This window comes from Mesorhizobium sp. 1B3, assembly GCF_050958605.1.
Taxonomy (GTDB): Bacteria; Pseudomonadota; Alphaproteobacteria; order Rhizobiales; family Rhizobiaceae.
The window spans coordinates 28105-50146 of the sequence record NZ_JBJHDO010000011.1 but is presented as its reverse complement, the minus strand read 5'-3'; the positions used below and the strand labels follow the sequence as shown (position 1 = coordinate 50146).

At 59.4% G+C, this 22042-nt stretch carries 16 protein-coding genes and 3 pseudogenes; 15 read left to right on the top strand and 4 right to left on the bottom strand.

The window, feature by feature from the left end:
* Positions 1-392 precede the first annotated feature (392 nt).
* Positions 393-998, top strand: coding sequence for a transglutaminase-like cysteine peptidase (locus ACCO56_RS25120; RefSeq protein ID WP_433643624.1), 606 nt, complete (start codon positions 393-395; stop codon positions 996-998).
* A gap of 34 nt (positions 999-1032) precedes the next feature.
* Here ACCO56_RS25120 and ACCO56_RS25115 read toward each other — a convergent pair.
* Positions 1033-1929, bottom strand: a pseudogene (locus tag ACCO56_RS25115) (YifB family Mg chelatase-like AAA ATPase); the annotation flags it as partial.
* 47 nt (positions 1930-1976) lie between these two features.
* On the opposite strand from ACCO56_RS25115, the gene ACCO56_RS25110 reads away from it, so the two are divergent.
* From ACCO56_RS25110 to ACCO56_RS25095, 4 genes are all read left to right on the top strand, one after another.
* Positions 1977-3533, top strand: coding sequence for a recombinase family protein (locus tag ACCO56_RS25110; protein ID WP_433643623.1), 1557 nt, complete (start codon positions 1977-1979; stop codon positions 3531-3533).
* A 1079-nt stretch (positions 3534-4612) separates the two neighbouring features.
* Positions 4613-4906 (top strand): hypothetical protein, encoded by a 294-nt coding sequence (locus ACCO56_RS25105; RefSeq protein ID WP_433643622.1) that lies wholly within the window; start codon positions 4613-4615, stop codon positions 4904-4906.
* Between the two features lie 793 nt (positions 4907-5699).
* Positions 5700-6419 carry a hypothetical protein gene (locus ACCO56_RS25100; RefSeq protein WP_433643621.1) on the top strand — a complete coding sequence of 240 codons (720 nt, stop codon included), beginning with the start codon at positions 5700-5702 and terminating at the stop codon, positions 6417-6419.
* Positions 6420-6927: 508 nt separating this feature from the next.
* The gene (locus ACCO56_RS25095) at positions 6928-7350 is read left to right on the top strand and encodes a hypothetical protein (protein ID WP_433643620.1); all 423 of its coding nucleotides are present in this window, start codon (positions 6928-6930) and stop codon (positions 7348-7350) included.
* Between the two features lie 152 nt (positions 7351-7502).
* On the opposite strand, the gene ACCO56_RS25090 is transcribed toward ACCO56_RS25095, so the two are convergent.
* The gene (locus ACCO56_RS25090; protein ID WP_433643619.1) at positions 7503-7721 is read right to left on the bottom strand and encodes a hypothetical protein; all 219 of its coding nucleotides are present in this window, start codon (positions 7719-7721) and stop codon (positions 7503-7505) included.
* A 220-nt stretch (positions 7722-7941) separates the two neighbouring features.
* Here ACCO56_RS25090 and ACCO56_RS25085 point away from each other — a divergent pair, with 220 nt between their 5' ends.
* Both ACCO56_RS25085 and ACCO56_RS25080 read left to right on the top strand, forming a co-directional pair.
* A complete protein-coding gene (locus tag ACCO56_RS25085; protein WP_433643618.1) occupies positions 7942-8175 on the top strand; it encodes a hypothetical protein in 234 nt (77 codons plus the stop codon).
* Positions 8176-8468: 293 nt separating this feature from the next.
* Entirely contained in the window at positions 8469-8771 is a 303-nt protein-coding gene (locus ACCO56_RS25080) for a hypothetical protein (protein WP_433643617.1), read from the top strand.
* A 387-nt stretch (positions 8772-9158) separates the two neighbouring features.
* Here the strand turns inward: ACCO56_RS25080 and ACCO56_RS25075 are convergent.
* Positions 9159-9803 (bottom strand): annotated as a pseudogene (locus ACCO56_RS25075) (magnesium chelatase domain-containing protein); the annotation flags it as partial.
* 490 nt (positions 9804-10293) lie between these two features.
* Here ACCO56_RS25075 and ACCO56_RS25070 point away from each other — a divergent pair.
* The 7 genes and pseudogenes from ACCO56_RS25070 to ACCO56_RS25040 form a co-directional block, all read left to right on the top strand.
* Positions 10294-12243, top strand: coding sequence for a tetratricopeptide repeat protein (locus ACCO56_RS25070; protein ID WP_433643616.1), 1950 nt, complete (start codon positions 10294-10296; stop codon positions 12241-12243).
* The gene (locus ACCO56_RS25065) at positions 12224-12838 is read left to right on the top strand and encodes an N-acetylneuraminate synthase family protein (protein WP_433643615.1); all 615 of its coding nucleotides are present in this window, start codon (positions 12224-12226) and stop codon (positions 12836-12838) included. Before ACCO56_RS25070 ends, ACCO56_RS25065 begins: the two co-directional genes overlap by 20 nt.
* A gap of 202 nt (positions 12839-13040) precedes the next feature.
* On the top strand, positions 13041-15314 hold the full coding sequence (locus ACCO56_RS25060; protein ID WP_433643614.1) for an N-acetylneuraminate synthase family protein: 2274 nt from the start codon (positions 13041-13043) through the stop codon (positions 15312-15314).
* Positions 15311-16039, top strand: coding sequence for a cytidylyltransferase domain-containing protein (locus ACCO56_RS25055; RefSeq protein WP_433643613.1), 729 nt, complete (start codon positions 15311-15313; stop codon positions 16037-16039). The genes ACCO56_RS25060 and ACCO56_RS25055 overlap by 4 nt, the downstream gene beginning before the upstream one ends.
* Entirely contained in the window at positions 16036-17241 is a 1206-nt protein-coding gene (locus ACCO56_RS25050) for a polysaccharide pyruvyl transferase family protein (protein WP_433643612.1), read from the top strand. Before ACCO56_RS25055 ends, ACCO56_RS25050 begins: the two co-directional genes overlap by 4 nt.
* A 10-nt stretch (positions 17242-17251) precedes the next feature.
* Positions 17252-18127 (top strand): class I SAM-dependent methyltransferase, encoded by an 876-nt coding sequence (locus ACCO56_RS25045; RefSeq protein WP_433643611.1) that lies wholly within the window; start codon positions 17252-17254, stop codon positions 18125-18127.
* A gap of 100 nt (positions 18128-18227) precedes the next feature.
* A pseudogene (locus ACCO56_RS25040) lies at positions 18228-18410 on the top strand (IS6 family transposase); the annotation flags it as partial.
* Between the two features lie 925 nt (positions 18411-19335).
* Here the strand turns inward: ACCO56_RS25040 and gshB are convergent.
* Positions 19336-20277, bottom strand: a complete 942-nt coding sequence (gene gshB, locus ACCO56_RS25035) for a glutathione synthase (RefSeq protein ID WP_433643610.1) — start codon at positions 20275-20277, stop codon at positions 19336-19338.
* 273 nt (positions 20278-20550) lie between these two features.
* Between gshB and ACCO56_RS25030 the strand changes: the two genes are divergently transcribed.
* Positions 20551-21900, top strand: coding sequence for a putative bifunctional diguanylate cyclase/phosphodiesterase (locus ACCO56_RS25030; protein ID WP_433643609.1), 1350 nt, complete (start codon positions 20551-20553; stop codon positions 21898-21900).
* The last annotated feature ends 142 nt before the right edge of the window (positions 21901-22042 follow it).

Genomic DNA, 22042 nt, shown 5'->3' with positions numbered 1-22042 from the left:
AAAACGGTTTCGCTTTTCGAGCTCGCGCTACATTTTTCCATTCAGGCTCCGGCGTTCTGCCGGCGGCCATCCTCCTTTTTCATGAAAGACCGGGAGCCGACGCCACTGGCGGATGTAGTGACGTTGACCTGCCTACCACCGATGTGAGCGGATGCATGGGCTTGGAGATCGCGCCATGGTTGTCCTCATTGGCCGGCCGACTACGCCGAAGGAGTTGGGATGACCCCTTCCGCAGCGGGCCGACATGGTGGCTGCCCTGTTGCAGAATCGTCGCGGTCCGCTCCCAACGGTAACCATGCTGCCAATCTGCGACATTACGAGAATTGACAGGCCGGCCGGAACGTTCTTAACGTTTTATTAACAAAGGTAACAGGGGCCTACGGGGCTGGGGTATGTTCTCCTCACCGAAGAGCATCACGAGAAAGTTGTGCGCCATCGTTCTGGGGCTGGTCGCTGGAGCAGCCTCGGCCGCCGCCGCGCCGATGACGACAGGCGGGCTGACCTCACAGCCCATCGGCCATTTCGAGTTCTGCAGGACCAATCCCGCGGAATGCAGCATAAGGCTCCAGGACAATGGGCCGGAGCACATGACCGGCGATCTCTGGCAGGAGCTCGACGCGATCAACCTGGCGGTCAATCAGGCCGTCAAGCCGATGAACGACCTCGACATGTATGGGAAGGACGAGGTCTGGTCCTACCCGGACGGCGCCGGCGACTGCGAGGACTATGTGCTTGAAAAGCGACGCGAGCTTGCCGCCAAGGGCATCTCGCTGTCGAACCTGCTGATCACCGTCGTGCGCAAGCCCGATGGCGAAGGGCATGCCGTGCTCACCGTCAGAACCGACAAGGGCGATTTCATCCTCGACAATCTGAGCGACAGCGTGAAGATCTGGAGCGAGACCGACTATCGTTACCTGAAGCGCCAATCGTCGGTGAACACCGGGCGCTGGGTGTCGATCCGCGAAGGCTTGACCACCATGGTCGGCTCGGTGCGCTGAAACCCGAGCCATCCAATGCCTCGGGCGTGCCGCCTCACGCCGCTTGAGCCATCCGCTCCCCGATCATGCGATAGGAAATCGCTTCCGCCAGATGGAGGCGACCGACGTTATCGGCGCCTTCGAGATCGGCCAGCGTGCGCGCTACCTTGAGCACGCGGTGGTAGGCGCGGGCGGAGAAGTTCATCTTCTCGCTGGCGTCGCGCAACAGAGCGAGCCCGGCTGCGTCGGGGGCCGCGACCTCCTCGACCAGCGCGGTCGGGCAATGGGCATTGGTCGTGATCGACGCGGCGCCCAGGCGTTCGAACCGTTCCCGCTGGATGGCGCGCGCCCGCGCCACCCGCTCGGCGACCACGGCGCTGGGTTCGGCCCGGGCCGGACGGATAAGGTCGGCGGCCGAGACCGCCGGCACGTCGACCCTGAGGTCGATCCGGTCGAGCAGGGGGCCCGAGACACGGGCTTGGTAGTCCGTCTGGCAGCGCGGTCCGCGCGCGCAGCGATAGCCGGGCTCGCCGGCCATGCCGCAGCGGCAAGGGTTCATGGCGGCGACGAGTTGAATTCGGGCGGGATAGGCGACGCGGTGGTTGGCGCGCGCGATCACGCATTCGCCCGTCTCCAGCGGCTGGCGCAGCGAATCGAGCACCGCCGGCGCGAATTCCGGCAACTCATCGAGGAACAGCACGCCGTGATGAGAGAGCGATGCCTCGCCCGGCCTGACGCGGTGGCCGCCTCCGACCATCGCCGCCATGGAGGCCGAATGATGTGGCGCGCGGAACGGTCGCCGGTCGGTGAGCTTTCCGCCCGCGATCTCGCCGGCGATCGATGCGACCATCGACACTTCGAGCAATTCCTTGGGCGACAGTGGCGGCAGGATGGAGGGCAGCCGCTGCGCCAGCATCGACTTGCCCGAGCCGGGCGGCCCGACCATCAGCAAGATATTTCGATAGGACCTCCCATGTTCCCTGTGATAACAAGAGGTTCATGGAAGAGATGCCTACATTCGATAGACCAAAAGCCTTTAGCTATGTCCGCTTTTCCACACCGGAGCAGGCGAGGGGTGACAGCTTAAGGCGGCAGTTGACCAAGGCGGAGGATTACGCCCGGAGCCACGGCCTGGACTTGGTAGACGATGCCTACATGGATCAAGGCATATCCGCGTATCGCGGCCGGAACAAGAATGATGGTGCGCTTGCTGACTTCCTCCAGGCGGTGGAGGATGGTGTCGTGGAGAAGGGGTCATATCTCCTTGTCGAGAGCATGGACCGCCTAAGCCGTGAGAAGCCTCGAAAGGCTGTCCGACTGCTAGAGGACATTTGCGAGGGCGGAATCACCCTTGTGACCCTCGCGGACAGCAAAGAGTACACGTCGGAGACGCTGGACGCTGACCCTATGTCCTTCATGTGGGCATTCATGGTCGCCATTCGTGCCAACGAAGAGAGCGAGACCAAGTCCAAGCGGGTGAGGGAGGCTTGGGGCAGGAAGAAAGTCCGGGCACGTGATGACAAGCTGCCTATCACCCGCCGCACCCCCGCTTGGTTAACCCTCCGGGACAGCACGTATGAAGTGCTAGGGGACCGCGCTTCTGTCATCCTCCGTATCTTCAAGGATGCCGACAAGGGGATTGGACAGCACGCCATTGCCCAACGCCTCAATGCCGAGGGTGTAGAGCCGTTTGGGGATGGAAGCCGAAAGGCAGCCTTCTGGCACCGCTCCTATGTCAGCAAGCTGTTGAGCAATCCGGCAGTGATAGGAACCTTCACGCCCCATGAGACCCGAGAGGTAAGCGGGAAGAAGGTGCGGGACGCCTTGGCTCCTATACCGGACTACTTTCCTCCGATAGTTCCCCAGGCGCTCTTCGATCGCATCCAAGTGCGCCAACAGGGACGTAATGCGCCAAGGATGAGAGCTGACAGGGAGGAGGTCTCAAACGTCCTTGCTGGCCTAGCCAAGTGCCCCCTATGTGGCTCCACGATGACCCGCGTTAACAAAGGCCGGAAAGGCGGCACGCCCTATCTCGTTTGCACCAAGGCCAAGAGCGGGGCAAGGTGCGAATATAAGCAGGTGAAGCTTGGCCTAGTGGAAGCAGCCATTAGACACGCGGGAACTCGTGAATTGGTCCATGTGGTCCCCAGTGGGGACACGGACATAGACCGGCGCATCCTTGAGGCCCAACGCGACTGGGACGGGATCACCGGAGCGATTGCGAACATTACCGAAGAGATAGCGGCAGGAAACAAATCGCCTGCCCTTCGTCGCAGCCTGTCCGAATATGAGCACGCCCTTGCCGAGGTGGAGGCACGACAGGAAGAGCTAAACAGACTTGCCAGCCGGGGAAACAAGCGAGCGATTGCCCGAGTGGTGAAGGGTCTAGAGGAAGCTTTCGGGAACCCGAAGAGCACCGTGACCAACGTCAACACCGCCCTACGCGACGCCTTCACTCATGTCATTGTCGACCACCGGCAGGGCACCCTGGATTTCTACTGGAAGCAGGGCGGAGAACCGACCTCGATCTCTTATGATTTGCCAGTCGAGGGGTAAGTTACCGAAATATACCGACCATATAGAATGACATCAAAACTTCGCCCCGAGTGTGGCTCCCGGGACCTGACCGGTTTGTCCTTCCTTTCCCGGGAGGGTTCCGGTTGAGCACCTCGGGGCTTGTCACCTTCCATCTTTCCTCCCCTCGGTTTCCTTTTTTGGACCAGAGGGACGCACTCCAAAATATCCCTCTTGGGGGCACCCAGGTTCAACCTATTTGACCTCAACCAACGCGCCTTAGCCTCGGTGCGTGGGTGTCCCCCTTCTTTCCCATCAGAGCACCTCGGGGAGGCTGTCTACAGCCCGTGTCACAGATAATCCCGGTAGCGATCCCGGCTAAGTGTGACATCGCCCCTAGGCTCTCCGGTGCGCCTGCTCTTCGAAAGAGAAGGACCCCCATCAATGAAGAAGCGTATTCACGCAACATGTCAGTGTTGCGGGGAGGGTTTCGCTGCCCTCCGAACCGATGCCAAGCACTGCTCCCCAGCGTGTCGAAAGAGAGCCTCCAGAAGGCGTGTCACAGATAATTCCGATACGCACCCCGGAATAAGTGTGACATCGACTCCTAGGCCGCCCGCTGCGTCAAGGCGGGGCAATCCCGAGGCAGCCTATCGGGGCTTCGTTTTCCTACACGATGAATGCCCCTCGATAGGGTGCGGCTATCGGAATGTAGAGGCGGTGGAGGAAGGGGGCAGGGTCGAGGTTCGATCCCTTGAAGCACCTTGGCTTGCACCTGCCCGGATTCCCTTAGCCATCTGGGGCAACATCCTGGATGCGGCCACACGACCGAGGGGACTAGCAGCCTGACGGCCTTATTAAGACAAGGTTGTATCAGCCTCGCTGATCACAACTAAAAATTACCCGACCATACGGAGGGGAGAGTATAGAAAAGAGATACTCTTAGTACACTCTTAGTGTCCTTCTAATGTTAGCTAGTAGTAATAATAAGAGTGAGGAAGAAGTATATTCACATTGGGTGAAACTATCTGTGCACTCCCAGTACCCTCCTGGATACGATCTTTTTATAGCTTGGTCGGATATAGATCGGGTGCACTCATTCACTTCGCTGGAAATGCTTCATGCCCATTACCGACTTCGATCACCTATACCCTGACCACCGGGTCTACAGAGAGCGTCACGCCTTGGACACCCTGAGGGGGTCTGAGCCTCTCTCCCTCGATGAGATTGCCTCACGCTACCGTCTCAGCATCGAGACTATCCGCTCGATGAGGGACACCCTGAGGGAGGCCCGAGCGCTTGATGTTCACCCCGAGCTAATCCGCTCTCTCACGCTACAGGCCTTGCGCCACGCTATCACCGATAAGAAGGGTTCCGCCGATGGCCAAACCCAAAATGAGGGGCCGCCCGTCTGAGTGGTTTGTGGGGCAGGACGCCACTCCCGCCACCCGTGCCTCAATCCGCAAACGATCGCTCTTGAATGAGCAGTATCCGTGTTCCTGCCCGGGGTGTTCCCGGCTCCGTTCCAAGATCAGCCCCTATTGTGAAACCCACCGTGCCCGCTTTCGACGGACCGGTGACCCTTTGTCCCGACTGCCGAAGGCTGCCGAGCTAAAGGTATTGGAGACGGCTACCCGCTTGTACCTGGAGGGGCACCCCGAGATTGCCGAGCGTGTCTCTGAGGACCTCCGAAACCTGGAGCGCCGCGTGTCGAACGGACACCCGCCGTCTCACAGACTGCTCCCCGGGGACACTCACAAAAGAATGCCTGCCGTCGCCCGGGGGCGTGGTCTACTGGCCAACTACGTTAACGGCACTCCCGAAAGGGCAGGACAGAAGGCCCGCAAACCTAAGGCCTATGCGTCACTCCTATACCGGACGCTTGCCCTTATGGGCTGGGTCGCCTTGTTCTATTCCGGTCTCCCCGAGAACCGGGAGCGGTTCCTAGAGACCCAAGCGGGCAAGCCCCTTGGGACCCTCAAGGGTTCCTCCGCTCACTCCCGAACCGGTCAACGCCTCATAGGCTCCGACCTCCTCCGCCACACCCGGGAAATCTTCGGGTCTCCCCAAGGGTGGTGGGACCAGCCGGTAAAAATGTCCGGCCCAGACGGCAGCGAAATGACCCTGTTGTCTTTCGCCAAGGCCGCACTCCGCAACGCTGACCTACTTGGTTAGCTGTGCGTCATACCCAATCGAAAAGGAAGTACATTGAACAATTGGAATAACTTCGATGAGGGGGACAACCTCCTCAGCGTCTATTCACGTGACGCCTCCCCCGCCTATGCAGTAGGCCGCGCTCCCATGGAGAGCCCCCCGGGCACCATATGGTCGCCTGCCCTGAATTCATTTGTTGACGTCGACATTGCCGAGAGCATGGGCCTCGGGATGGAAGCCGAGGCAGACGAGCAAGGCGTCTCCTTCTCGGTCGACTTCGATGAGCCGGACGCTGCCGAGTCAGCTTTCAACCGCTATGGCGTAGAGAGCGATTTGCTCGAACCGACCGCCGAGGAAATGGAGGAGACCGAGGCAGAACTTGAAGACCTCCAGTCCCGCAAGGAATATCCGCTCCCCTCGGAGACCCTCCAGGAGCTGGCCCAACACGTCCCCGAGGCGGTCTTCAAAGAGACTGCCGAATTCATCGTCAACAGCGACGATGCCATGGACAGCCTAGACAAGATTGCCGAGGCAACCGGCCTCGACCATGTAACCGCGTCTTCTGCCATTCAAACGGCAGTAATGGAAGCTGGAGAGCGGGTCGCACACGGCACAATCGGTGCATCCCGGTGGGACGCGCTTGTCTATGCAGCGTCCTCCACGGAGGACCCGCTTGCCCGAAGGATTGTGACGGATGTCACCACGGGAAAACTCCCGGGCCGGAAGCTGTCCGCCGCTTATAAGCTTTGGTGGGAAAGCCTCCCCGATGCTTAACGGTCCGGCACTCGCCTACTCTTGCGCCCTCTTGGTGGTCCTCGCGGCTGCCTATCTGCCTATCTGAGGAATACCGCCTGTGTGCTTCGGTTCTGATAGCCCCGCCATTCAACCAACTCCCCCGCCGGAAGTCCTAAACCAGGCCGCACCTGATAAGAAATCGGCCTCGAACAAAGCGAATACCCTCGCCCTTGGTACCAAAAAATATAGGTCCGAGAACGGCCTCGGGATCACTGGCACGAAACAACAGGTGACCCCCTCGGGCGTCCCTTCGGTCAACACCTAGCGAAAGGGAACCCTTTATGAATCTCAACCAGGCCCAAGAGGCTGCCGCGTGTCTCCGCCGTGCCGCCGATCTGATGACCGGCCCCTCCTTCTCCTCTGAGGCCAATCGTCTCCGGGCGATTGCCGGTCGTGTCCTCCGTTCTGCCCAGCCTCGCACAGCCGCTGAGTGGAGCCGAAAGGACAGCACCCCTGTCCACCCCATCGTTGCCTTGCCCCCGAAAGGATGACCAACACCTTGTCCAAGAAACCTATGTCCCGTGAGGACCTCCAAGCCCAACTCGCCGCCCTCGAAGAGGCCGACACGATCAAGACCCTAGAGGCCGAGATAGCCTCCCTCAAGGCCCAACTGGACGCCGCCGTTAAAGGCCAGAATGCTGCCGTATCCAAGGCAAATGAGTTGGAGAGCATCCTGAAGGAAGTTCACATGCTGGTACGTCCTGCCGCCGATCGAGCCGTCCGTACCTACGGAGTCTCGTCAAAGGTCGAGGCCGAGCTTGCCGCTAATAAGGCTCGCATCGCTGCGGCTCCCCCGGTGACCAAGAGTGTGACCCAGGTTCAGGCCGAGAGGGTCAACACCCCGGCCAAGCTTGCGGCCCTCTTTCCGGAATTGTCGGGGCCGTCCAAGCTGGCCGCTGTCTCCGACTGACGTTGTTCCGCGACAGCATGTAGGAGCGACTGGGTTCCTGATGGTGACTGTGCCTGTCACTCCTACCTTGCAACGCACCCGTGCCCTTGTCCGGGGCACGTCGCCAAGAGACCTCCCGGGGAAAACCTCGGGGGGCCTCATTTTTCCCTCCGTCACTTAGCCTCCACCGCCTCGACAAGCCCGTTCTCGATTAGCCAATCGATATCCGACAAGGGAGCCTGTTGTTTCTCGGTAACCTGAAAGTCCGTAGCGCCTTCGGGATAACCCGCGTGGCCAAGCTCGCAGGCTTCCCAGTGGTCCCCCGCGGTGACCTCGCGGGTTTCCACCGTCTCCATGGCATCGTTGAGATAGGTGATAGCGTAGTCGGTCATCTGTCTTGCTCCTGAGTGGCGACATTGCCGACGCCCAATATTCACAGATCAAGTGGAATAAAAAGCCCGACTACCGCAGAGACGCGGTTAGTGCAGGCACCTCACTATCGTAGAGATTTTCCCGAATACTTCTTGGACGTCCGTGTGTTGTGACGGAAGTTGCTTCACGAACCAAACTAACGTTATGGTGGCGACGGGCTACAAACGGGTGGAGGGGAAAATGAAACGGAAATTTCTTACGGACCTTCCCGACTTCGTCAACCTGTTCGGGTTGATCATCACATCGGCAATGGTCGTTGCTATACTCCAGGCAAGGTGGAAGCCGAGTAGCTTTGAAGACAGCCAGAACTTCTATTTGGGGATTGGCGGTTGGCGTGCTGCTGTTGATCCTTGGGAGAATCCTGAAGGTGCGGCAGGCCCCTCCCTCAGATTCGTAGGTGAGCAAAGGGACTAGAAAGGGTCAAATCGCCCCGCTTTGCTAGCTTTATGATGAACAAAACGTGATCGGACAATGTCTGCCGCGGGATTCGAGCCGTTGACTCGTCTGAGGCGAACCGCTCAGATTTCCCTAGAATCGGAATGGTCCGATTCTGGACACGACAAAGCCGGGGATGGACCCCCCGGCTCGTGTCGAACAACTGCAACTACCCTTGGGCGGGTGGCGCAATCGAGATGACAAGGCGACCATGCGTCGCTTCAAGGTTGTCTGTCAAGTCGTCCAAGGGTCCATCTAAGAAAGACCCTTTAATGCCAACGAACCTCTTCCTCGCCTATGATTTGATCCACCCGGGACAGAATTACCACGCCGTCCAGACGCAAATCATGCATCTCGGGCGCTGGTACAAGCTCCAGGACTCCTTCTACTATGTCCAGACCGACATGGATATGAAGGCAGCGCATGATTTCGTTCGCCTAGCTATGGATGACAGCGACAAGCTCGCCGTGATCGACGCGCGGAACGCCTATGTGAGCAACCTTCCGGTTGGCGATCTTGTCGCCCTGCAGCAAGTTTTTGTCCGGGGCCCGATCTACGTTCCCCTGCCCGCCTGATCTAATCGGACCTACAGCCGACGTCGGGGCACTTAGGCCCCGATGTCAACCAAAACGCCCGCCCTTGGTAGGGGTAGGTCGAGTTGACGCACTGCCGTTCCGAGTACGTGACTGACGCGCCCTGTTAGAAGGGGGGATTGATCAGGTTTGGACCCCGATCAGCGAACTGGTTTTGGACACCAGCCCGTTATCCTAATAGGGAGGATAAGACGGCACCCCGTGGGCGAAGACGCACCAGTCGCGACTAAAATTCCAAAAACTCTGTGAAGCCATTTCCCCATACACCTGAGTCCTTATACCCCCCGGTGGGGTACCCTCGGCCTGCCACGCTCCCAAATACCGCGAAGCACTCTCAACGGCGTTCGTGGTAGGGTCCTATGCAATTGACATGAGGAGATTATGCCCGCCTGCGGCCGCCACTTCGAGCGCCCGCTTGGCGCTTTCCTGGCCCTTGATGTCGGCGAGATCGGGCAAGTCGCCGGACCTCGGCTGGATTGCCGCCTCGGGACGGGAAAGGACCTGGGTGCCGCGAAAATGATTGGCGATGGCGATCAGGCTGCGCGGCGCCAATATGTCGATGTCGCTTCCGGCCCAGGCTGCCTCCGGCCCCGAGCCTGAAGGACAGATCAGCCCCTTGCCCATCGCATTGGCTCCGATCGCGGCAGGGAGCGCGCCATTGACCGGTGCGATCGTGCCGTCGAGGGACAGCTCGCCGAGCACGACATAATCGGCAAGAGCGTCGCCCTGGACCGCGCCGAGCGCCGCCATCAGGCCGAGCGCAATGGGGAGATCGTAGTGGCTGCCTTCCTTCGGGAGGTCGGCGGGCGCGAGGTTCACCGTGACTTTCTTGGGGGGCATCGACAGGCCCGAAGCATGCAGCGCCGCCTGCACGCGTTCCCGGCTCTCCGCCACGGCCTTGTCGGGAAGGCCGACGATATGGATGTTCATCTTGCCCGGCGCGACCATGACCTGGACGTCGACCGGCACTGCTTCGATGCCTTGGAACGCGACAGTGCGCACCCGCGAAACCATGCTCCCCTCCCGCTTCGGCCGCGCCCAAGAAAGATCAGGCCGCAAAGGACCTTCCATTAGAAAAAAGCATGGAATGCGGGGCAAATCAAGAACATTGCCGGAACATATAAATCAAACGGGTGAGCTTGTCGCCCATAAGTCGTAGGAACATTTGAGGATCAAAAGGATGGTTTAGCCCGTCTCCCCGCACGAAGGCGGCAGGCTATCCGCCGGGGGCGTGGCACACGGCAGCTTCCAACCAGGTAGAACAACCTGGCGTCGCCAAATGCCGTGAGGACACAGGGTAGACTGCCCGGCGTCATGCGTCGGAGTCCCGAATGCGGCTTCCATCCAGAAGGCCGTTATCCATCATCTGATGGACAAGCCACGCACAAGCTAGGCCCGATACGCATGACCAGCAGCTGAGCGGTGTGATCTGCCGGTTTGGATCATCGGTCGAAGTGCGGAGCGCGGCTGCCTGCTGCGTGCCCGCAGTTTTGAAGGACCAGAAATGTCGACGAAATCTGCTCTCAAGCAAATCGGGAAGAATGCGCCTCCCAAGAAAGTGCTGAAGCAGATTTACGCCCTGCAGAACCTCGGAAGATTCCGCGAAAGCAGGATTCTCTGCGAGCGGCTGATCAGTCAGGGTTTCGACAACCCGGATTTTCTGCACCTTTACGGATTGGTCCTGCGTGGCTGCGACGACCTGCCCGCTGCGCTGGTCGCGATACATGCCGCTCATGAGCAGAAGCCTCACGACGTGGGCATCCTGAACTCCATGGGCGCCATATTCCTGCAGATGAACGACGTTGAAACAGCCATCGAGCTGTTCAAGCGAGCGACGAACATCGATCAAAGATATTATGGCGGCTGGCTGAACCTCGGAATAGCGCTGAAGCGGGCAGAACGCTATGAGGCAGCCAATCTCGCATTCACCTGCGCGCATCATATCGATCCCGGCCAGATCGATCCGCTCCTGAACCTTGTCGACATTCTGATAGAACTGCGCTTGTACCAGCGCGCCGAGGAATTCGCAGAAAGGCTGCTCGAGAAGCAGGCCGACATCACGCCCAAGCTTCAGCTGAAGCGGTTGCATGTGGCGGCGCGTCTTCAGGATATTGCTTACGTCAGGAAACATCGGGAAAGCGCCGATCTCGAGAGTTTCAGCCAGGACGAGAGGGCGGAGCTGGACAATATCTGGGTGCACTGCCTGGAGATAGAAAACCGGCATGAGGAAGGCATCGCCGTCCTCGAGGGCTGGATGGCCAAGGAAACAGTGCACAAAACCCAGCTTCAAACCCAACTCGGCTTGTTCTACGCCGCTGTCGGGCGGCTGGATGACGCGATCTCCGTTCACGAGGATCTGCTGCGGCGGCACCCCGATCACGTCGGGGGGCGCTACAACCTGGCGAGGCTCCAGTTCAGAAAAAGTGAGCTGAGCGAAGGCTTCGTCAATTACGAGGCGCGCTGGCAATGGCGCGAATTCACCACCAGTCGCCGCTGCTTCAGCGCGCCGCGATGGGAAGGCGAGCCGCTTGACGGCAAGAAGCTGTTGGTATGGCGCGAACAGGGTATCGGCGACGAGGTGCGGTTTGCCTCGCTGCTTCCGGAACTGAAGGATCTTGGCGGATCGGTGACCTTCGAATGTTCGCCGAAACTGGCGCCGCTGTTCGAGCACTCCTTTCCCTGGGCGAAAATTCGACGCGAGGGCCCTCTCGAGTGTCGTGGCGAAGAAGCCTATGCCGAATTCGACTATCAGATCCCGGTCGGCTCGCTGGGCAGGATGTTTCGACCGGACATCGCCGCCTTTCACGAAAGGCAGGCGCCTTGGCTCGCTCGCTTCCCCGAAGCGGAAAACCGTGTTCGCGAGCAGTTCGATCTAGGCCCAGACGAAATACTGGTCGGTGTCTGCTGGCGGTCGTCGAACCGCGCCGCCTCGCGAAACCGGTACTTCTTCGATGCAGAGCAGTTGGAGCCGTTGAAGCACCTGCCGAACGTGAAATGGCTCAACGTCCAGTATGACGCCACTGCGGATGAGGTCGAAACGATCCGCAATCTCGGCATGCCTCTCCATCACTACACGAATGTCGACCAGAAGGATGATCTCGTCAGCGCCAGCGCCTTGCTCGGGGCCTGCGATCTTGTAGTCACGATCGGCAGTGCCGTCGCGGATATGACCGGCGGTCTCGGCGTTCCCACCGTCTACATGACCCGCCACGATTCGGAAGTTTATCTCGGGACCGATCATGTTCCCTGGTTCCCGGCCGCGAAGCCATTCCCGATGAAGGCGAACCGCGGCGACGAGGTCATAAAGAAAATCGTGAACGAGTGGCCTTCGATCGTCGACTGGGCAAGAAGCGCTCCAACAGCCCGGCCACGCCGGCGCTCGGAGCATTCTGGTCGGCCGGCATCGTCCAAGGCCGTGAGCCTGGACCTCGTTTATGAACACTCTGCCAACTGAGGGCGACGGGATGCGAAGCGTGCCCGCAAGGCACCAGCCCATGGGGGACCTCGTCACAGTCGGCGGCTCCAACGGAAATCCGAGGATGAAGATCGCTCATCGTGAAATCGGTCCGGAATACCCACCGCTGGTGATCGCGGAAATAGGGATCAACCACGGTGGCGATCTCGAGGTTGCGAAAGACATGGTTCGCCTGGCGGCGCAGGCCGGGGCGGAATGCATCAAGCACCAGACGCATTTCGTCGAAGACGAGATGACGGATGAAGCGAAGTCCGTGTTCCCGCCCAACGCAGACATCTCCATCTATGAAGTCATGCAGCGCTGCGCGTTGACGCAGCAGGATGAGATCGAGCTGAAGGCCTTCGCCGAGAAGCTCGGCCTGATCTACATCTCCACGCCGTTTTCGCGGAAGGCGGCGGATTTCCTGAACAGCATCGACGTGCCTGCGTTCAAGATCGGATCGGGCGAAGCCGATCATCTGCCGCTCATCCGCGTTTCCTGGTCGATCGCTCGCGCGAGATCCATCGCGCCCTGCACAATCCGAAGCAGCGGACCGGACCGGAGGATGCAGTCTATCGTTTCGCGCGTTCGGTGATGTCCTCACCCAGCTTCGACAGCCTGGTCGAGCCGCAGCAAGCGCAGATCTCGGGAGCGGCGATCACGACGCGCTCGCGCGGTAGGTGCTCCGGGAACGGGCGACGACGCTCGAACGATAGCGGCTAGACACTTGTTGTCGAATTTCCACTCGCCGCGTCGGCCGCGAGCGAAGAGACGACGTATTCTAAAGGGGAATCGCATTGCATATTAGCAAGCAAATAGCGGCTTATACTGTTTATTACGAAGACTCTATCCAGTTTGCGCTGCAGAAAATAAACAAGAACACCAGAAGGCTTGTTTATTGCTTGTCCGATTCCGGAACTTTGGAGGGTATAGTAACCGATGGGGACTTCCGCAGGTGGGTCGTCAATGTTCATGAAATCGATCTCCAGAAGCCTGTCCGGGAAATCGCAAACACAAACTTCGTGCGCGCCCGCCTTGACGACAATCCACAACATATCGAGGCTCTCTTCAATTCCAAGATTACGTCAATTCCGATCATCGATGAGGCGGGGCGTCTTTCAGCCATCGCTTGGCGAGAGCAGCAAACGATGCGCTTCGGAGACAAGGAAATTGGCGATGACAAACCTGCGTTTTTAATCGCTGAGATCGGCAATAATCATAACGGCAGCCTCGAGTTGGCAAAACGTTTGATTGAAGAAGCGGCGGAAGCCGGTGCTGACTGCGCGAAGTTCCAGATGCGCGACATGAATAGCATCTATGTGAACGGTGGAGATGTCGGTAGCGAGGATCTGGGGGCAGAATACACACTAGATCTCTTGCGTAGATTTCAGCTGACTGCTGACGAGATGTTCCTAGCCTTGGATTACACTAGGCAGTGCGGCATGGTCCCGCTATGCACCCCTTGGGACCTAGAAAGTCTGAGCCTTCTCAACGACTATGGGCTTGAAGGGTTCAAAATCGCTTCTGCAGATTTGACAAACCATGATCTCCTTCAGGCCGCAGCTAGGACCAGTCGGCCTCTGCTCATATCGACGGGAATGTCATTGGAGCATGAAATACAGGAAAGCGTCGGCCTGTTGAGAAGACTGGGCGCCTCCTTTGCCCTCTTGCAGTGCAACTCGACCTATCCAGCGCCGATGCGGGATATCAATCTCGCGTACATGCACCGGCTCAAAGAAATATCTCAAGGTGTCGTCGGCTATTCAGGACACGAGCGCGGCTACGAGGTTTGCATCGCGGCCGTCGCGCGTGGCGCGCGGATTATCGAGAAACACTTCACCCTTGATCGGAACATGGAAGGAAATGACCATCGCGTGAGTCTCTTGCCGGACGAGTTCGCTTCTATGGTGCGGGCCATACGTAACGTCGAAGAGGCGATCGGCAGCGGTTCTGAGCGTACTATAAGTCAAGGGGAGCGACTTAATCGCGAAGTATTGGCAAAATCGTTGGTCGCGGCCCGGGATATCCGGAAGGGTGAGACCCTCGACCAAATAATGATCGATGCGCGAAGCCCAGGGCGAGGCCTGCAGCCCTCCCGTCTAAAAGATTTGATCGGCACGCCGGCTCGGCGCGACCTGCGCGCAGGTGAGGTGTTCTTCGAGAGTGACATCCTGGGAGAAAGCGTGGCACCCAGGAAGTATCATTTTGATCGCCCGTGGGGCATTCCCGTGCGTTATCACGATTTCAGTGCACTGACGAAAAATGTGCCTCTCAATTTCGTGGAAATTCACTTCAGCTATCGGGACCTTGACCACGAGCCGTCAGATTACTTCGACGCGCCAACCAGGCTAGGGCTTGTAGTCCATAGCCCCGAACTGTTTTCGGGCGACCACGTGATGGATTTGTCCTCACGTGATCAAGGCTATCGCTCTCGTTCTATTCATGAACTCCAGCGCGTCGTTGACCGCACACGTGAACTTAAGCGCTATTTTCCGGAGACGTCAAAGCCGCTGATCGTCATCAATGCGGGCGGCTTTACGTCTGATTATTTTATGCCCGTCGACCGCAGGCAGGAACACTATGACCGGGTTGCATCGTCCCTCGCTAAAGTGGAGGCCGAAGGCGTGGAGATTATTCCACAGACGATGCCGCCGTTCCCTTGGCATTTCGGCGGGCAGCGCTACCACAACTTATTCATGGACCCAAAGGAAATTGTGGACTTCTGCGAGGCTCACGGCACCCGCATTTGCTTTGACGTTTCTCATTCCAAGCTGGCCTGCAATTTTTTCGGCTGGTCCATGCAGAACTTTATGCAAGACGTAGGTTCCTATATCGCCCATCTCCATGTTGTCGATGCGCGCGGGCATCATGACGAGGGACTCCAGATCGGGGATGGAGAAATTGATTTTGAACATGTCGGAAATAGTCTGCGTGAACGGGCGCCGAAGGTGCCTTTCGTTCCTGAGATTTGGCAGGGTCACAAGAATGGCGGAGAAGGCTTCTGGCTCGCGCTGGACAGATTGGAGAAAGCCTTCGCGCCTCATGACGTGCAAAGAAAGCAAAGAACGTGACGCACGATGAAGTAATTTCCGTAATACCGGCGCGTGGTGGATCCAAGGGGATTCCCGGCAAGAACCTTGCGGACCTCAATGGCAAGCCGTTGCTGGCATGGTCGATTTTGGCCGCATTGGAGTCCGGGGCTGTTGATCGCGTGATCGTTTCAACCGATAGCGCCGAAATTGCCGATGTGGCCCATCATTGGGGGGCGGAAGTGCCGTTCACGCGGCCCGCGCCCTTAGCGAGCGATGATATCCACGCCGTTCATGTCGCGCTGCACGCTCTCGATTGGCTTGAGCAACAGGAAGGATACGTACCTGCCGGCGTGATGATGTTGTTGCCGACAAGCCCTCTACGCCTTGCCGAAGACGTTCGAGGCGCAGCGGATTTGTTCCGCGAAACAGGAGCTCCGGCGGTGGTGAGTGTGGTTGATTTGGGTAAATACATGACCAATCTACGTTATCTTGACGGGATGGCGCTCGAACGCGTGGCGTCTGAAGAAAATCCCAATGCCCAGCGGCAGGGGCTCAGGAAATTGTATAGTGTGAATGGCTCAATCTTTCTGGCAAGACCGGGCCTGTTGAGAGAGAGCGGCACGTTCCACGTCGAAGGCGCGCTCGGCTATGAAATGGCCACCTTCAACTCGATTGATATCAATTCCTTCGAGGATTTGCGTCTAGCGAGACAAATCAGTGAGGGACTGCACCCCTGGAATTCACGTAAAGAAGTTCCGCAATGACATTACGCTCATTGATCAGCTGCGGTTCGGAAGAAGTCGGTCCCGAACCGACAGCCACAAATCCTGTCGGAACCAAACGTATCCTTCACATCGGCGTGCACAACTCAGCGAACCGCAATGCTGGTGATACGCTGCTGTTTCCGGTCGTCCGCAAGACTTTCGATACGCTTCTGGGACGCCATGAATGGGAGCTGCGCCAGGCTTGGACGGAATTCTCCGTCGAGGACGCGCTACGCATTAATCGCGAGTTTGACGGCATAGTGATCGGCGGTGGGGGACTGCTCTTGCGCGATCAGGCAGGTAGCGACGTTTCTAACAGCGGCTGGCAATGGAACAGCACGGTGGAGGCCGTGCATGCAATTGACATCCCGTTGATCGTTTTCGCGATTGGATACAATCGCTTCCGGGGCCAAGATGACTTCGATCCGGTTTTTCGCGAGCACATAGGTGCGTTGGCCGCAAAGGCGAATTTTTTCGCGCTGCGAAACACCGGCTCAATTCGTGCGCTGAAGCAGTATCTGGAATTCGACCAGGCGGGCACTTTGCGCCGACAGCTCTGCCCGACCAATGTGTTGTGGCAACTATATCCGGAATATCGGAAACTGGCGGAGGCTCACGACACCAAAATGGATCGTGTCCTTGCTTTCAATGCCGCTTTCGATCGCGCAAATTTGAGATTTGGAAAGGATGCAGGGCGCGTTCTGGCCAATGTGGCTGGCGCGGTTTGCAAGGCACATCGGCGTGGCTGGAAGATCGTTCTTGCTGCCCATAAGACTATGGACAGGCAGATCGAACCTTATCTGGATGCGGCGGGCATTGACTACGATACGGTAGATCTGACAGACGCCGGACCTAGGGAGATAATGACATTCTATGCACAGGTGGACTTCGCCTTTGGCATGCGGGGACATGCGCAAATGATCCCGTTCGGGCTGCGCCGGCCGATAATGTCGATCATCAGTCATGACAAGATGAGATTCTTGCTCGACGATATTGAACAGCCGACCTGGGGCGTCGAGGTAGATTCACCGGATTTGTCGAATCTACTGGATGCCGCTTTGGCCGCGGTCGAATCCGATCGGCAAAAGGTGCATGCCGATATCGCCGTCGCTCAAGCCCTTGTTTGGGAAGAAACGGTGTCCAATATGGGCAAAATCGGACAAGTACTGTCTAACAAGACAGACCGTGTAAATCCCGCCTGAGGGAATCGGAATGTCCAACCTAATTGCAAAGCTTGAAAGTATTGGCGTACTTTCCGGGGCCCGTCTCGAGGAATATTATCCGAGAGTAAGGGACCGCGACGATGTTGCTGTTCTTCGTGACCCTGTCACTGAGGTAATTGTACTCTCTCGCTCCGATCACATGTCCGAAGAATACTACACGGAGCGCGAAGAAAAGCACAGCTACAGCATTCATGGCGCGGAAATCGTAACGCCTAGGCTGGAGGACAACACTCGCCGTGCCGCTGAGTTTGGTGGTTATATTCGCGATAAACGTTGGCTCGATTTCGGCTGCGGATTGGGCGGCATGCTGGATGAATTGGCTTCCGAGGCGTCCTGGGCGGCCGGTCTGGAGCCGAACAAGGAACGCGCGGCGATTGTTCGTGGCAGGGGTCATAACGTTATTGGCGGGCTCAGCAGTTTGGAGGAGGGGTCCATCGATGTGGTAACGATGTTTCACGTGTTGGAGCACCTCACGGAACCCGTTGCGATTCTGGAGGCAGTTCGCCGCGTACTGCGGCCAGGCGGAACGCTACTCGTTGAAGTCCCCCATGCACGAGACGCTCTGTTTACCCTATACGATTGCGAGGCATTCAAGCGGTTCACGTTCTGGAGCGAGCATCTGGTCCTCCACACGCGCCGGAGCTTGCAAGCCCTGCTGCGGCACGTGGGATACGAGGCCGTTGAAACGATGGCACAGCAACGCTATCCACTGGCCAATCATCAATACTGGCTGTCGAAAGGCAAGCCGGGAGGGCACAATGAATGGCGGTTCCTGGCTTCTCCGGCTCTTGACGCAGAGTATGCGGCGTCGCTTGCGAAGGTGGACAGAACGGACACCTTGGTCTCGGTCTGTGTCCACCGATAGAAATGGCCGGAGCGCGTGATGCTTGTTGTTTCATAGAGTATAAGTAAGGAAGGCACCGTAAAGTTAACGGACGGCTGATGAAGGTCTGCGAACGTGAGGCATGTCAGAAGTTGCTCGCGATCCGCTCTATCGTCGCCACCGCTTTCCCGCCGAGATCACCGCTCATGCGATATGGCTGTATTTCCGCTTTCCGCTCAGCTTGAGCATGGTCGAGGACATGCTGGCAGCGCGCGGCATCATCGTTACGCATCAGACCGTTCGGAATTGGGCGGAGAAGTGCGGGCGGCATGTCTCGATAAGCTCACGACATCCGAACAATATCTGGTGAGCGTCCGCAACGACGGCGCAATGGAACAATCTGAAGCGGCATATCGGAGAGCAGTATGCCGGGCGCGTGCATGACCTCCCACATCGCGGCTTCTTTCTCCCGCATCCCCAGGAGACCCCTCCGGTTTTGCTTCCGCCAAGACGCGATGCCAGGCGGATCGTCATCAACATCGCCTGCGACATGGGCCATATCCGATTTGCCGGATTCGGAGGCCGGGCGGAGTTTACCCGGGAGATGGCGGCGGTGATCGAACGCCTGGCCGAACGCGATCCGCGAACGGAGTTCTACCTGGTCCCGCACATCTTCAGTGACCTGTCGATCGTTTCGGAGGTGATCGGCCACCTGGGCGACCGCTTGCGACGGACCCGGCTGGCCGTAGCCCCGTTCGGCAGCGGTGACGATGCCGCCCGGGCAGGCCTTCGCGCTCTACCGGTCGGCCGATCATGGGAATGCGATTTCACTCGAACGTTTGTTCGATGGCCCCCGGGCGCCAGGTCCTGGGGCTTCGCTGCTATCTGCAGATCGAGAACCTCTATACCGGGCTCGGCCAGACGGATCGGCTCACCGACGGTTCCAAACCGGGATTCGCCGACCTGCTGTGCGGAGCGGGCCCTTCAAGGCGGCGCCGGTTTTTCGGCCGGTGCGGCGGAAGCCGTTGCAAACGCCGCCGCGAAGCGCGCTGCCTTCGAACCGGTCATGAAGCGCTGGCTTGGGCAGTTGAATACGAATGACGAAACGGCCGGTGCCTATCCGCCGGCCCGGAAGTTTGACCGTTGGTGCCTACGTCCGCGGTTGACAGGGGGCGCTTACGCCGTCGCCATCTCCGGTTTCGGGGGCATGGTGACGGCGTGCGGATTGGCGGGTGGCCTCCGGGCGCTGCTCAGGGCCGCTTTGCCTCCACCGCGTCCCAGAACAGTGCGGCGATGTCGGCGCCGCCGAATCTCTTGACCTCCCGGATGCCGGTCGGCGAGGTCACGTTGATCTCGGTCAGATAATCCCCGATCACATCGATGCCGACCAGGATAAAACCCCGCTCCCTGAGCGAGGGTCCGATGCGCGCGCAGATCTCGCGTTCCCGCTCCGTCAGTTCGGTCTTCTCGGCGCGTCCGCCGACATGCATGTTGGAGCGAGAATCATGCTCCGCCGGCACACGGTTGATCGCGCCGACCGGCTCGCCGTCGATGAGGATGATGCGCTTGTCGCCGGCCCGCACCTCTTTCAGGTAGCGTTGCACGATGAAGGGTTCGCGAAACATCTGTCCGAACATCTCGAGCAGAGAGGCCAGGTTGCGATCGGCTTCGTGCAGATGGAAGATGCCCGCGCCGCCATTGCCATAGAGCGGCTTGACGATGATGTCGCCATGCTCCTTGCGGAAGGCGTCTACCTCGGCCGGGTCCTTCGTGACCAGCGTCGCCGGCATGAGGTCGGGAAAATCCATCACGAAGATCTTCTCGGGGCTGTTGCGCACCCAGGCCGGATCGTTGACCACCAGCGTGCGCGGATGGATGCGCTCGAGCATATGCGTGGTCGTGATGTAGTTCATGTCGAAAGGGGGATCCTGGCGCAAGAGCACGACGTCCATTTCGCTGAGATCGGTGCGCACCGGCTCGCCCAGTGTGAAATGATTGCCCTTCTCGTCGCGGACGGAAAGCTCCTCGACGCGAGCGAACACCTTGCCGTCGCGCATCGACAGCCGGTCGGGCGTGTAGTGGTAGAGCTTGTGCCCGCGCCGTTCCGCCTCGAGCGCAAGAGCGAAGCTGGTGTCGCCGGCGATGCTGATCGTCGAGACGTGGTCCATCTGGATGGCGATGCTGAGCGGCATGGGATCTCCGGCGGCGGGCCCGCATTCGTTGGGACTAGATCCGACAGCGTTTACAGTTTTGGCGGGCTTCTGCCAATCATCGACCAACGGCAGCGGCGGCGATGGCGCCGCATACTTTTCCTAAACGCTTTGCCGTCATATTGGCCGGGTGGGGCATTTTGCAGCCGGGCCGATCGCCTGGCGTCGAACGGATGCGGCGAAAACGACAAAATGGGGGCACTTTCCTGCGTAACGCGGGAAAGAGCTCCGGACAGAGGGCATGAGGGGTCTCCGATGCAGGCGTTGTTCGGCGCAGCCCAGCCGAGAGCCGAGAACACGGATCTCGCATTCACGGATCCGCTGACCGGGCTCGGCAACCATCGGCGGTTCATCGACAAGGTCGACCGGCTCATCGGCGATCGCGCCGAGGATCCAGCGCCTTTCACGGTCGGCATCCTCGACCTCGACGGCTTCAAGCCGATAAACGACCTCTTCGGACATAGGGCGGGGGATGACATCCTCATCCAGGTGGCCTTGCGGCTGCGCGCGGCCATGGACGGCCATTCGGCGGTGACGCGCATCGGCCCCGACGAATTCGCCTTCCTGCTGCCGATGGTTTTCAGCGAAGAGGCCGCGGCCGAAAAGGCTCGGATGCTGATCGAAATCCTGTCGGCGCCCTACGATGTCGGCGAGCGCACCGCGCGTCTATCGGCTTCGGTGGGCTGCTCTCTGTTCTTTTCCGGCGACGAAACCACCGAGATCCTGCTGCAGAAGGCCGAGACGGCCCTTTACAATGCCAAGCGCTCCGGGCGCGGCAGGGTCATGGTCTATTCACGCGAGATGGAGGAGGCCGCCAAGCGCGTCACGCGCATCGAGCAGGCGCTGCGTCGCGCAATTTCGGCCAGCGAGGTTGCACCCTATTTCCAGCCGATCGTCGATTTGAGGACCCGCCGGACCATCGGTTTCGAGGCGCTGGCGCGCTGGACGGACCGCGATCTCGGCCCGGTCTCGCCCGCCACCTTCATCCCCATAGCGGAAGAGCGCGGCTTCATCGGCCCGCTCTCTCAGCTGGTATTGCGCAAGGCCACGGAAGCGGCGCGAAGCTGGCCTGCCGACCTGTTCCTCTCGTTCAATCTTTCCCCGTCGCAACTCGTCGACCAGAACACCGGCCTGCATATATTGGCGATCCTGGAGCGCACGGGCTTCGATCCGCGCCGCCTCGAGATCGAAATCACCGAGACCGGCCTGATGAGCGATCCGGCTTCCGCGGAGAAGATCGTCAACGACTTGCGTCGCTGCGGCATCCGGGTCTCGCTGGATGATTTCGGCACGGGTCAGTCCTCGCTCGGGCGGCTGCGCGAATTCCAGTTCGACAAGCTCAAGATCGATCGCAGCTTCGTCTCCTCCATCCTCCGGGATCGGCCCTCCGAACACATCATCCGGGCGATCCTCGCCATGTGCGAGGGGCTCGGCATGGATGTCGTCGCGGAAGGCATCGAGGAGGAAGCGCAGGCCGAGAGGCTGATCGCCTTCGGCTGCGCCGGAGGCCAGGGCTACATGTTCGGCAAGCCGGCCGATGCCGATGCGACGCTGGCTTTTTTGCGCGACAACCTGCGCGGCGTGCGCCGGGCCGGCGCGGCTTGAGCGGACGGACGGCCGGTCTCCTGGACGGAACCGCTTTCGGCATCGCCGAAGGCGGTAGGGGCTAGCACCCGTCGTGCCCGATAGCGGGCAAGCGGAGCCCGCGGATGCGCGCCGCACCTGAGGCTGAAAACCATCGCGGTGG

What these genes read in the sequence shown, in the direction of transcription:
- ACCO56_RS25120 (WP_433643624.1), top strand. Translation starts at nt 393, where the DNA reads ATGTTCTCCTCACCGAAGAGCATCACGAGAAAGTTGTGCGCCATCGTT.
- ACCO56_RS25110 (WP_433643623.1), top strand. Translation starts at nt 1,977, where the DNA reads ATGGAAGAGATGCCTACATTCGATAGACCAAAAGCCTTTAGCTATGTC.
- ACCO56_RS25105 (WP_433643622.1), top strand. Translation starts at nt 4,613, where the DNA reads ATGCCCATTACCGACTTCGATCACCTATACCCTGACCACCGGGTCTAC.
- ACCO56_RS25095 (WP_433643620.1), top strand. Translation starts at nt 6,928, where the DNA reads ATGACCAACACCTTGTCCAAGAAACCTATGTCCCGTGAGGACCTCCAA.
- ACCO56_RS25090 (WP_433643619.1), bottom strand. Translation starts at nt 7,721, where the DNA reads ATGACCGACTACGCTATCACCTATCTCAACGATGCCATGGAGACGGTG.
- ACCO56_RS25085 (WP_433643618.1), top strand. Translation starts at nt 7,942, where the DNA reads ATGAAACGGAAATTTCTTACGGACCTTCCCGACTTCGTCAACCTGTTC.
- ACCO56_RS25080 (WP_433643617.1), top strand. Translation starts at nt 8,469, where the DNA reads ATGCCAACGAACCTCTTCCTCGCCTATGATTTGATCCACCCGGGACAG.
- ACCO56_RS25070 (WP_433643616.1), top strand. Translation starts at nt 10,294, where the DNA reads ATGTCGACGAAATCTGCTCTCAAGCAAATCGGGAAGAATGCGCCTCCC.
- ACCO56_RS25065 (WP_433643615.1), top strand. Translation starts at nt 12,224, where the DNA reads ATGAACACTCTGCCAACTGAGGGCGACGGGATGCGAAGCGTGCCCGCA.
- ACCO56_RS25050 (WP_433643612.1), top strand. Translation starts at nt 16,036, where the DNA reads ATGACATTACGCTCATTGATCAGCTGCGGTTCGGAAGAAGTCGGTCCC.
- ACCO56_RS25045 (WP_433643611.1), top strand. Translation starts at nt 17,252, where the DNA reads ATGTCCAACCTAATTGCAAAGCTTGAAAGTATTGGCGTACTTTCCGGG.
- gshB (WP_433643610.1), bottom strand. Translation starts at nt 20,277, where the DNA reads ATGCCGCTCAGCATCGCCATCCAGATGGACCACGTCTCGACGATCAGC.
- ACCO56_RS25030 (WP_433643609.1), top strand. Translation starts at nt 20,551, where the DNA reads ATGCAGGCGTTGTTCGGCGCAGCCCAGCCGAGAGCCGAGAACACGGAT.